Origin of the sequence: Levilactobacillus zymae DSM 19395, assembly GCF_001434115.1 — a bacterium.
GTDB lineage: Bacteria > Bacillota > Bacilli > Lactobacillales > Lactobacillaceae > Levilactobacillus > Levilactobacillus zymae.
The window spans coordinates 75,969-87,272 of sequence record NZ_AZDW01000022.1 but is presented as its reverse complement, the minus strand read 5'-3'; the positions used below and the strand labels follow the sequence as shown (position 1 = coordinate 87,272).

Here is an 11,304-nt window from a genome sequence, read left to right as displayed (position 1 = left end):
GGACCAATTTTTAACTACTGGAATTTAGGGACTTATGTCCCAAACTCTTTTTTTGTTGAGATAATCGTTTATATTTTGCATCATTGATTAGTTTTGAAGTAATTAGTTTAATCCAACGTTTAGCGGTAAATGCTGGCTAAAATCGTCATTTTTACACTAGATATAAATCTTAGTTCCCCTGTACGAAAAGAAATTTATTAGCAAAATTGAGCCTTGAAATGCCGCTAAATGCCCGTAAATACTAGGAACAGGGCGTGATGGTTGATCATCATCAAATATTGTTATTAAAAAATATGTAACAAATATCTATAAATGTAACTAAATTAATACTATAATGATGAGTGTAATGAAGTACATACCGAGATTAATTATTTTGGTTAGTTATGTTTGCCATTTATCAGCATCAGCGGCGTTAATTTCGGTGTCAGAACGTGGGAGGAAAAACAGATGACAAAGGTGAAAAAGATTGTAGCTGGCGTTGCAACGGTAGCAGGGGTTTTAGCATTTAGTGGTCAGGCGGCACATGCCGATGCGACACCGGCCAAGACTGCGGCGCCGGCAACCGGGGAACAGACTAAGCAGGATACGTTAGCGGAACAGGTGGAAAAGGCGCCTAACGTGGTAGCGGCTAAGGATAATGCGGCTAAAGCTGGGCAAACCACGACCGCGGCCCAATCGACCGCCACGGATGCGCAGGCCCAAGCCACTACGGCGACCGACCAAAATCAGACGGCCACGCAGGCCCAAAGCGCGGCCCAGGTCAAGGTTGACGCGGCCCAAAAGTTAGTCGATCAAACCAGTGCGGCCCAACAGGTTGCTCAGACGGCTAAGGATCAAGCGGCGGCAACCGTTACGGCCCAAGACGGGGTGGTCAAGACGGACCAAGTAGCCGTTGATGCCGCAGCGCAAAAGCAACAAGACGCCCAAACGGCGTATGATAAAGCCCAACAGGCTGCACAGAATGCGACACCGACAAACGTTCAGACCACTAAGAATCAAATTACACAAACTACGGCCAAAATCGCTAAAGATAAGACGACGGAACAGACAGATCAAGCCGCCATTGACAAAGCAAAAACTGCTCAGCAAGCAGCCCAATCCACGGCAACGAAAGCAGCACAGGCTGCTCAAACTGACCAAGCTGCCGCCGAATCGGCCCAAAATCAAGTTGCGCAGGTTAATCAGCAAGTCGCTCAAGATAATGCGGCATTAGCTAATCAGCAGACGGCCATTTCGGCGTCTAACGCGGCTGCGCAAACGGCCAAGGAGGCCATCGCGACCGATCAGAATAATATTGCTGAAACCAAAACGGCCGTTACCAAGAACGCAGCTGACTTAGCCGACGCTCAAGCTGCCTTGAAAGCGGCCCAGGATAGTGCAGCTACTCTTACTCAGGCGTTAAGCGATCGGCAAATTGCCCAAATTGCGGTTGACGTTAATGAGGCCCAAATTGACCGGTATAACAGTCTGAAGAGTACGACGGTGGCCAATACAATCACGTTGCCTACGGGGTACAAAGAAGCGTTAGCCAATATTGCCACAGCGATGAATAAGGTAGAAATGGACCAATTGAATCACGTTGCTGCAGACGAATTAGCGGCAGATCAAGTGGCGGTAACGACGGCCATTCAAGCTGGAACCCCAGCCCTCACCCAAGCAGTTACTGGAAATGTCTATCACGGGAATAGCTATGACCAACAGATTACTTTTTCTGACATCGCGGCTTTAACGGGTCAACAGCGTAATGAATTATCGATGTTTACCGCGGATATGGTCAACCAAATTCGGACGGCGTTAGGAAATACGACGACAGCAGTCACGCAGGGGGCCGTGGATTTTGCTAACGATATTGCAACTCAGTACAATCAAGATAATTGGAATCTGAGTCAGAAACATGCTCACGACGTAGCGGCTATTACTAAAGTTGCGGGTGATGCGAAATATGGTTTGAATGCGGACGATAATTATTACGAAAGTCTGGGAAACGGGTACGTCAACATTGCACCGGATAGTACGGGAAAAATCGCCGGGAACATGGATCAATTAAAGGAAGCCGTCTATAACACTATCCGGGACATGATGCTTAAAGACCAGGACTCCTCATTTGGACATGCACTGGCTTTAGCCGGGCAATATGAACCAACGGCAGCCAGTTATTTGGGAACCAGTTTTGATAAATTAGGTCAAGATCATTTTGAAATTGTGACGGATACGCCGGCCTATATTCCGACAAACGCTAAATTCAATAGAGACGTTATGTCATTAGCTGGGATTCCTACACCAGGGGTAACGGATAAGGCGCTCGATGCGAACTATCGGCCACTAAGTATCGCTGAGTCCAATACGCAAAATATTTTGGCTTTAGCCAAGAGAACAATTAATACAAATAAAGAGGCTGAATCTAACTTAACCGCTGCCCAAAATAAAGTTGATGAAGTTCAGGCTGTGGCGACGAAGTTGAGTACTACTTTAACGACACAGCAAGCGCAATTGGTAACCGATACAGACGCACAAACTAAAGCCAACAATGACGTGACAGCTCAGCGAGCCAAGGTGAACGAGTTAACCAAGACTTTGAGGACTGATCAACAGGCCGCCACTGCCGCTCAAACTGCCTTAAAAGCTGCTCAAACTAAGGCCGCAGCTTCGCAAACGGCCGCAACCACGGCCGCTAACTCCCTAACGGCCGCTAACACTCGGGTTAACGATTTAACCACCAAGTTAGCTCAAGACCAGGACACGACGAAGACCGATACCACCAAACTTGACGCGTTGAACGCCACGTTAGCCGACTACCAAAAGAGTGCGCAGAACTTGACTACGGCTAAAACCAATTTGGACACGACCAACCAAGCCTTACAAACGGCTAAGGATAAATTAGCGGCCGACCAGAAGGTTCAAGCCCAAGATGCTCAAAATTTGGAAACGAAGACCCAAGCCTTAGCAGCGGCCACTAAAGCCTACCAAGACGCCTTGGCAGCGCTGAAGGCCGCCGAAGCCGAACTGGCCAACGCCAAGACTAACGCCACGGCCACGGCTGCCACGTTAGCCGCCGCCACGCAAAAGGTTAAGGCCGCCCAAGCCGCACTGGCTGCCGCTCAGACTGCCCAACAACAGGCCGATGCTCAGGTCCCGATTGAACGGGCTAAGGCATTGCAAGCCTTACTGGATGCGGCTAAACCGACAACGCCAGTAACGCCAACGGAACCAACGACGCCAGTGACCCCAACGAAACCGACGGAGCCAACCACACCGGTAACGCCAACGAAACCGACGGAGCCAACCACGCCGGTAACCCCAACGAAACCGACGGAGCCAACCACACCGGTAACGCCAACGGAACCAACGGAGCCAACCACGCCGGTAACCCCAACGGAACCAACAGCGCCAACGACTTCAACGGCTACGCCAATTAGTCAACCCGTCACAGCACCAACCACGGCCACCAAGGCGGACCAATCGACCCGGACGACTAAGCCGGCTACTAAGAAGGCCACTAAGAAAGCCCCAACGCACGACTTAGCGGCGGCTAAACAACAAGTTGCCAAGGCCGCACGGGGACGTTACGCGAGTGGTCAGGCCAGCGTGGTTCAGACCACCGCAACGGGCCAGGGTCACGGCAAGACTGTGCTGACCATGACGCCGGCAGACAAGACGACCAACCAACAAGTGGTCTTACCAGGCTTAGCTGGCAAGCACACCACGTTACCGCAAACCGGTGAACAAGCACCAGCAGGCTTATCCCTGTTAGGTTTATTGCTCGGCGTGTTTGGCCTCACGGCATGGCGGCGGCAACGCAACTAAGACCGCGGTCGGGCGTGACGTGGCCGTAAAATCGGTTCTTTTGGTTGCGCGGCGCAGCTAAGTGACTTAAGCTTAAAATCTTGCGTTCCCTAACTTTTCGTTATATAGTGTTTCCATAACACAAACGAGAAGAGGGTGACGACCATGAAGTACACGAAACGCGAAAATTCACACAAGAACCAGAAGCAACGGGACGCCACGTTCGAAAAGTTCCGGAAACAGCAAAATGAATTAAATGCCAACCGACGAGGCGTTCGTCGGAAATAAGACGGGATCCGCTCACACGGATCACCGTCTTATTTATTTGGAAAAATTGGCGGCCACTAGCCTAATAAGTGAGTTAATGATTTGCGGGTCAACACGAATGTTGAGACATTTTCTTGCAAAACTGGTCTAGAGCGATTATAATTGGGCTATACCATTAAGAGAGAAAGGTTGGATGCAGAATGATGACGCAATTACAAAACATGCACGTTCAAATCGTGAAGGACCAAGCCGCTGGTGGGAAGGCTGGCTTCCAGATCTTTCAACAGGCGTTGACCGCCGGGGCTAAGGTCTTAGGTTTAGCTACCGGGAGTACGCCGATTTCCATCTATCAACAACTTGTAGCCAGTGACTTAGACTTCAGCCAATTGACCTCCGTGAACCTGGACGAATACGTGGGCTTAGGCCCGGATCATCCGCAAAGCTACCGGTACTTCATGCAACAACACCTGTTTAACGCCAAGCCGTTTGCCCACTCCTACGTGCCCGATGGCCTGAACGCCGACGCGGCGGCCGAAACCAAGCGCTACGATGACATCATCGCTGCCAACCCCATCGATTTACAATTGTTAGGGTTAGGTCGCAACGGTCACGTGGGCTTTAACGAACCCGGTACCGACGAACATTCCACGACGCATAAAGTGGCCCTGACGCAATCCACGATTGACGCGAACGCCCGCTTCTTCGACAACGAAGATGAGGTTCCCCGTTACGCTTATTCGATGGGCATTGGCTCCATTTTACAGGCCAAGGAAATCCTGATTGTGGCCTACGGTGAAGCCAAGGCCGCCGCGGTAGCCGCGATGTTACAAGGTCCGGTCACCCCCGACGTACCAGCCAGCTTTTTGCAGACGCATCCGAACGTTCACGTGATTTTGGACGAAGCGGCCGCTAGCCAGCTCAAGTAAACCGCAAATTTCCGCCGTTTCCTCGATAAATTTTCGCCGCCAGTTTCAGGAATTATGGTATTCTTGTTCTGAAAGCGATTTTAAGGGGGAAACATCATGAAAGGAAGCAAACAGTGGCTCATCGCCGTGGCGATTATCGGCGTGGGCCTCGGGAGTGCGGTTGGGGTGACCAGTCATGCGGCGACCACCCAACAGACCTTCATTTCGAAATTAAAAAGCCCCGTGAAGACGGTGGCCAATCAATATAAATTGTATCCGTCCGTCATGATGGCCCAAGCGGCGTTAGAGAGCGCCTGGGGCACCAGTCAGCTTACCTTACAGGCCAACAATTACTTTGGCATCAAGGGCAGTTATAACGGCCAATCGGTCAGCATGGAAACGTCCGAATACGACGCCAACGGGAAACTCTACACTACGTCGGCCAACTTCCGGAAGTATCCCAATGCCAAGGCGTCAATGACCGATAACGCCAAGCTCTTGCGTAATGGGTTGAGCTATAACACCGCTTATTATAGTGGCACCTGGCGCGAAAACGCGGCGACTTACGAGGCCGCGGCGAACGCGCTAACGGGGACTTACGCGACGTCGCCCCAGTATGGGGCCTCGCTGATCTCCCTGATTCAACAGTACGATTTAGCAAGCCTGGATAAGAAGGCCAGCACCACGACCAGTTCGTCGTCTAGTGCCGCTAGTTCATCTAGCAGTGCCTCGACCGTGCAACCGGTCACCTACGCCACGGCCAAGTATTACGGGGCTAGCGGGACCCAGACGGCCCGGTTGAGCAGCAAGTACACCAGCTATCGAGCCTACAACCACATCAAGGGCACTCGCGAGAAGGTCACCAAGACCGCTTGGAGCAAGCTCAAGGTGGGGACGGGCCAGTTGGTCTACCTGAACATGCGGGGCGTCAAAAAGGACCCCACGACCGGGAAGAAGACCACCTGGTACCGGGTGACCCTGTCGCCGGCTAAATCGGCGAAGAAGTATTGGGTCTATCGTTCCGCGTTGACGCTCCCGACCGTGAAATACACGACGGGGAAGGCGACCGTTAAGCTGAGTACCACCAGTGGGGACTACTACAACCACGTGTTTAATTCCCCGTACTTAGCGAAGTCGCAGGGCGCCTTGAGTCAGCTTACGGCCAAGAGCTACACGGCCGACCAACAAGCCGTGAAGACCCAGGATGGGGTCAAGAGCACCTGGTACCGTATCGGGGTAGCTAAGGCCAAATACTGGGTTGCTGCGGACCGGACGACGGCTAGTCCCCAATACGATTACGTGGCCTACACCAAGACCACTGGGACCCGGACGTTGAGCAAGAAGTACACCAAGTATCACGTGTACAATCACGTTAAGAAGACCCACTTTAACCAACAAGAATTAAAATGGCCCAGTCAGGCCAAGGTCGGCACCAAAGTGACCTTTGACCAGATTGGTACCAAGCCAGCGTACAAGACCACCTGGTATCGCATTCAGTTCAGCGGTGATAAGACCAAGTACTGGGTGGATGCCCGGGCATTGAATTAAGGCTAATAGGGAAACCCACGACGAGTTGTTTTGTCGTGGGTTTTTAGTATAATGGGGGAGTTAAGTTACCGCGGCTAAAGAAATGTCTAAGCTCAACGGGGAATCCGCCCGTTGACCTGGATTTTCTGGTATAATACTACAGATTAAGCGGCGGACCAGTCTGGGACGCGGCACGCTAATAATTGAGTTAGGAAGTTTAATTCATGGATAATGCATATAAAATTAAGGTCCAAAACGTGACCAAGGAATACGACTTGTACAAGAGTCAGTCCGAAAAATTACGGTCGTTTTTCTCGTTACGCAATAGCAAGGTGCCCCATTTTTGGTCATTAATGGGCATCTCCTTGGAAGTTAAGCCGGGCGAAACGCTGGGCTTGATCGGGGTCAACGGGTCCGGGAAGTCCACGTTGTCCAACATTATTTCCGGAATCATCCCCCAAACTACCGGGGTCGTGGACGTGCGGGGTGACACCTCGATCATCGCCATCGGGGCCGGCTTGCGGGGTAACCTGACCGGACTCGAAAACATCCGGTTGAAGGCGTTGATGCAGGGGCTGACCAATCCCGAAATCGACGCGTTGATGGACGACATCGTCTCCTTTGCCGACATTGGTGATTTCCTGTACCAGCCGGTCAAGAGCTACTCCTCCGGGATGAAGTCACGGCTGGGCTTTTCCATCGCGGTCCACGTGAACCCCGACATCCTGATCATCGACGAAGCGTTATCCGTCGGGGATGACACCTTCTACCAGAAGTGTGTGGACAAGATTGCGGAATTCAAGGACGAGGGCAAGACCATCATCTTCGTCAGTCACTCCTTGAAGCAAATCGAAATCCTCTGTGACCGGGTCGCCTGGATCCACTACGGGACGTTAAAGGAAATCGGCGACACGGCTTCCGTGGTCAAGGATTACCGGGGCTTTACCAAGTGGTTCAAGGCTCAAACCAAGAAGGAAAAGAAGCACTTCCAACGCCAGATGAAGGCCAACCAGAAGGCCTTTGATATCGACGCCTACCAAAAGGAAGTCACCGACGAACGCCAAAAGGCCGAACCGGACAACGCCAACGTGGCAAGCGAGGTCAAAAAGGACTTCTACGGTTCCGTCATCAGCGAAAAGATGAGCGTGGGCAACCGGATTCTGACCACGGCGGTCGGTATCTTGTTCGTGCTGGTCTGCTTGGTTAACGTGTCGGGCCATTCCGTGGGCGACGTGATCCAGCATCCGTCGAACCTGGTGCACCCCGAAACGGTCTTGCACGACGCTAACGCCACCAATACCGTTAAATAATTAAAAAAACATTAAAAAATAGATAGATTTCTATCATTTTTAGTGGTATCTTTAACTTACCATTTATTTACCCCCTTAATCGGGTTGCCCAATGAATCCGATCAAGGATTTATCTCTCATTTGGTGCAGACTAAATGGTGGCCGGAAAGCTTGTCTTTCCGGCCTTTTGTGTGAATAAAGAAGAAACCGCTTAACTTTTTATTGGAAAAGTGTTGACAGCGCTTACAGAAACAAGTATATTATTAGCTGTAAGGTATTAATAATTACCTTCTAATCAATTCTCTTTCTCTCTTATGCCGACCACTACCATTCCCTGGTAGTGGTTTTTGTTTGGCGCAAAACTCGGTATAATGGAACCAGTATGAGGAGGAAGTTTTAAAATGAAAAGTCATGAAACCTTTACCTTAATCGAAGAAATTACCCGGCTCGACGGGTCAAAATACATGGAGATCAGTGACATGGTCCAAAACGGGCGCGCGGAATTAGCGGCCGAACGGGGCTTGATCAAGCAGGTGCGGATCTTACAACTGAACATCGCCCACACGCCGCACGTTCAGGCCTACGAAGATTACGTCAACGAGAATTACGAGATGCCCGCCGAAGACTTTACCGAGTTTCAGGAATGGGCCAAGCCGGCCGAGATTCAAAAAGAAGTCGACGCCATCTTGCACGAAAACCATATCGGGTAACCCAGACTGAAAGGGACTGCGAATTTTTCGCAGTCCCTTTCGTGGTTCCAGGAGGCCAACTGGTCCCCTGTTTTTTTCGGAATTGGCGCTTGGGGGCGACCCGCGAGACTCGTAGAATAGACCTTGTTAAGCGCGGGGGTGCCACACGGTTTGCCAGGCGCGAATCCCCGCGATGATTTGGGCATCGTCGACCTGGCGAAAGCTCAAGACCAGGCTCTGGTAGTCCTCGTGCAGGTCGACCCAGCAACGATCGGGGTCCACGAGACCGACCCCGGCTTGGGCCGCCGTGGCGATGACGTCACTGGCCCGTTCGCCGGTGGTCAAGTGCAGGGTCACGAACGTTCCCGCGGGCGCACCCATGGGCACCAGCGCGGCGCCAAAGGCCGTTTGCAGGGTGTCTAAGAGGAGTTGCCGGCGGTTAGCGTAGACTAGCGTGAGCTGGCGCATAAAGCGTTCTAACGCGTCGTTAGCGATGAGGTGGCTGACGATTTGCTGTTGCCACTGAGAATTACGGTTGGGTAACTTGCTGTATTTCGCCTGGTAGGTCGGCACCAGGTCCGCGGGAATCACCAGAAAACCTAGGCACAGCGCCGACCCCAACGTGTCGTCGTAGTTACTGTAATAAAACGTTCGCTCGGGATAGTCGTGGGTTAACGCCGGCGCGGGGGTGCCACCGTAGTCCAACGTGCCGTCGGTGTCCAGTTCGATCAGGTACCGGTGTTTCGCCTGGGCCCAGGTGGTCAGACGGTGTCGTTCGGCGACCGTGAAGCCGTAGCTGGTGGGGAAGTTGTGCGTGGGCGTCAGGAGGTAACCCAACGCCGCCGGCCAGGTCGTGGGCGGCGTTTCCGGGGTGAAGGGCACCGTAGGCACGTCTAAGCGCGGCCACACGTGGCGGGCGTTGGGCGCCGTGGGATTGGCTACCCCGAGTTGGCCCGCGGTCAGTTCGGGCAGGAGGTTGGCGATGATGCCGGCCGCCTCGTTGAAGCCGCTGGTGACCACCAGTTGCTCCGGCGTGGCGTGGATACCCTTGACGCGGGCCAGCATGGCCACCAGTTGGCGTCGGTACTGCAAGTCCCCGTTGGCCGGTTGGATGTGGGGCAGGCCGGTGAACATCATGGCCTGTTCGGCGTTACGCCAGGCCTGCTTAGGAAATAGCCGCAGGTGGTCGTAACTTTCCGTGAAGTCGTAACGAAATTTCTCGGTGGTCGCCGGTTGGGTCAGGGCGCTCATGTCCGTCAGGTAGGGGAGCTGCTGGGCCACGTGATAGCCGGCACCGGGCTTACTGACGACGTAGCCTTCCGCGACCAGGTCCTGGTACGCGTGGTCGACCGTGTTACGGCTGACTCGCAGTTGCTGAGCCAAAAAGCGGGTGCTGGCCAGGACTTGGCCCGGCTGCCGCACGCCGGTCTCAATCTCGGCACGTAGTTGGCGGTAGAGTTGATGATAGAGTTGTTCGTGACTCTGTCGGTTCAGGGTTAACATACCCGGACCCCCTTAATTCAAGTATTTAAATCTAGTTTAGCGCAAAGAAAGGACTTTTTAGCCATGAAAATCTTATTAATTAATGCTCATCCCGATTACCAAAATCCCCAACGCACGATCAACCAGTTGACCGCCACGGCCCAAGCGACCATTGCGGCGCAGGCGCCACACGCCGAGGTCGAGACGCTGACCCTTTACGACCCGGCCACCCAGATTCCCCGGATTACGGCCGAAACGTTGGCAGCAACGGAAATGTCCCCGGTCCAACGCCACCTGATTGACCAGTGGAAGGCTGCCGACTTGACCGTGATTTTGATGCCGTTGCACAACTTTAACGTGGTCAGCAAGCTCAAGGACTACATCGACAACGTCTTTATCGCCGGCGAGACCTTTAAATACACGGCCGACGGGTCGGTGGGCCTGCTGAGTAACCAACACAAGGTGGTTTACGTTCAATCCAGTGGCAGTGACTACGCCCACGATTTCCGGTACGTAACCGCTGATATCGCACCGTATTACTTGCGGACCATCATGAGCCTGATGGGCATCACGGCCATGGAAGTCATTCGCGCGCAGGGGCTAGACCTGGCCAATAGCGACAAGCCCGCCATCGTGGAAGCCACGAAACACCAGTTGAGCGCCTACCTGACTAAAGCGTTGGCCGCAACGGACTAACGGCCTTGACTTCGAGGCGACTCTAAGTTGTAGGCTGGGAGTCGAGGTGAAGCGAAATGGAAGAATTAGAAAAGTTAAAGGCAGGCGACTGGTACGACTTTCGGGACCCCGCGGTAGCGCAACGTAAGGCGCGAGCGGCACAACTTTGTCAGGAGTTTAACGCGATTCCGGCAACGGCGCCGGACCAGCAAACGGCTAAGATTCGTGAAATCTTTGGGTCTACCGGCCAACGCGTCTCGGTCCAAGTCACGTTTAATTGTGATTATGGCAAGAACATTCACGTGGGCGAGGACTTCCTGAGTAACTATAATCTGACCATCTTGGACATCGCGCCGGTCACCTTTGGGCATAACGTCATGGTGGGGCCTAACGTTGATATCTATACGGTCAATCACCCGCTGACGCCAGCGGGACGGCGGGGATACCTGGCTAAGGCGCAACCGGTGACCATCGGTAACGACGTCTGGATTGGCGGTAAGGTGACCATTAATCCCGGTGTGACCATCGGGAATAACGTGGTGATTGCCTCGGGCGCCGTGGTGACTCACGATGTGCCGGATAACGTGCTGGTGGGCGGTGTCCCGGCGAAGGTGATTCGCTCGCTAACCGAAAAGTAGAACACACTCAATAAAGGCACTTCACGATTTTTCGCGAAGTGCCTTTATT

Annotated in this window: 9 protein-coding genes; 8 read left to right on the top strand and 1 reads right to left on the bottom strand. The window is 52.9% G+C overall.

Going from position 1 to position 11,304, the window contains the following annotated elements; translation table 11 throughout:
* Positions 1–447: 447 nt before the first annotated feature.
* From FD38_RS05455 to FD38_RS05435, 6 genes are all read left to right on the top strand, one after another.
* Positions 448–3,804: an SEC10/PgrA surface exclusion domain-containing protein gene (locus tag FD38_RS05455; RefSeq protein WP_057732073.1), complete on the top strand. Its 3,357-nt coding sequence runs from the start codon at positions 448–450 to the stop codon at positions 3,802–3,804.
* Positions 3,805–3,948: 144 nt separating this feature from the next.
* Positions 3,949–4,071 (top strand): hypothetical protein, encoded by a 123-nt coding sequence (locus FD38_RS13075; protein WP_087741706.1) that lies wholly within the window; start codon positions 3,949–3,951, stop codon positions 4,069–4,071.
* Positions 4,072–4,271: 200 nt separating this feature from the next.
* Positions 4,272–4,976, top strand: coding sequence for a glucosamine-6-phosphate deaminase (locus tag FD38_RS05450; protein ID WP_057732077.1), 705 nt, complete (start codon positions 4,272–4,274; stop codon positions 4,974–4,976).
* Between the two features lie 96 nt (positions 4,977–5,072).
* Complete coding sequence (locus FD38_RS05445; protein ID WP_057732071.1) at positions 5,073–6,503, top strand: glycoside hydrolase family 73 protein; 1,431 nt, start codon at positions 5,073–5,075, stop codon at positions 6,501–6,503.
* Between the two features lie 203 nt (positions 6,504–6,706).
* Positions 6,707–7,792 (top strand): ABC transporter ATP-binding protein, encoded by a 1,086-nt coding sequence (locus FD38_RS05440; RefSeq protein WP_057732069.1) that lies wholly within the window; start codon positions 6,707–6,709, stop codon positions 7,790–7,792.
* A gap of 380 nt (positions 7,793–8,172) precedes the next feature.
* Complete coding sequence (locus tag FD38_RS05435) at positions 8,173–8,481, top strand: hypothetical protein (RefSeq protein ID WP_057732067.1); 309 nt, start codon at positions 8,173–8,175, stop codon at positions 8,479–8,481.
* 126 nt (positions 8,482–8,607) lie between these two features.
* On the opposite strand, the gene FD38_RS05430 is transcribed toward FD38_RS05435, so the two are convergent.
* A complete protein-coding gene (locus tag FD38_RS05430; protein ID WP_057732065.1) occupies positions 8,608–9,963 on the bottom strand; it encodes an aminotransferase-like domain-containing protein in 1,356 nt (451 codons plus the stop codon).
* A gap of 63 nt (positions 9,964–10,026) precedes the next feature.
* Here FD38_RS05430 and FD38_RS05425 point away from each other — a divergent pair, with 63 nt between their 5' ends.
* Positions 10,027–10,638, top strand: coding sequence for an FMN-dependent NADH-azoreductase (locus FD38_RS05425; RefSeq protein ID WP_057732063.1), 612 nt, complete (start codon positions 10,027–10,029; stop codon positions 10,636–10,638).
* A gap of 56 nt (positions 10,639–10,694) precedes the next feature.
* A complete protein-coding gene (locus FD38_RS05420) occupies positions 10,695–11,255 on the top strand; it encodes a sugar O-acetyltransferase (protein ID WP_057732061.1) in 561 nt (186 codons plus the stop codon).
* Positions 11,256–11,304 lie beyond the last annotated feature (49 nt).

Excerpts from the sequence above, each read along its gene's own strand:
- FD38_RS05455 (WP_057732073.1), top strand. The coding sequence starts at position 448 with ATGACAAAGGTGAAAAAGATTGTAGCTGGCGTTGCAACGGTAGCAGGG.
- FD38_RS13075 (WP_087741706.1), top strand. The coding sequence starts at position 3,949 with ATGAAGTACACGAAACGCGAAAATTCACACAAGAACCAGAAGCAACGG.
- FD38_RS05450 (WP_057732077.1), top strand. The coding sequence starts at position 4,272 with ATGCACGTTCAAATCGTGAAGGACCAAGCCGCTGGTGGGAAGGCTGGC.
- FD38_RS05445 (WP_057732071.1), top strand. The coding sequence starts at position 5,073 with ATGAAAGGAAGCAAACAGTGGCTCATCGCCGTGGCGATTATCGGCGTG.
- FD38_RS05440 (WP_057732069.1), top strand. The coding sequence starts at position 6,707 with ATGGATAATGCATATAAAATTAAGGTCCAAAACGTGACCAAGGAATAC.
- FD38_RS05435 (WP_057732067.1), top strand. The coding sequence starts at position 8,173 with ATGAAAAGTCATGAAACCTTTACCTTAATCGAAGAAATTACCCGGCTC.
- FD38_RS05430 (WP_057732065.1), bottom strand. The coding sequence starts at position 9,963 with ATGTTAACCCTGAACCGACAGAGTCACGAACAACTCTATCATCAACTC.
- FD38_RS05425 (WP_057732063.1), top strand. The coding sequence starts at position 10,027 with ATGAAAATCTTATTAATTAATGCTCATCCCGATTACCAAAATCCCCAA.
- FD38_RS05420 (WP_057732061.1), top strand. The coding sequence starts at position 10,695 with ATGGAAGAATTAGAAAAGTTAAAGGCAGGCGACTGGTACGACTTTCGG.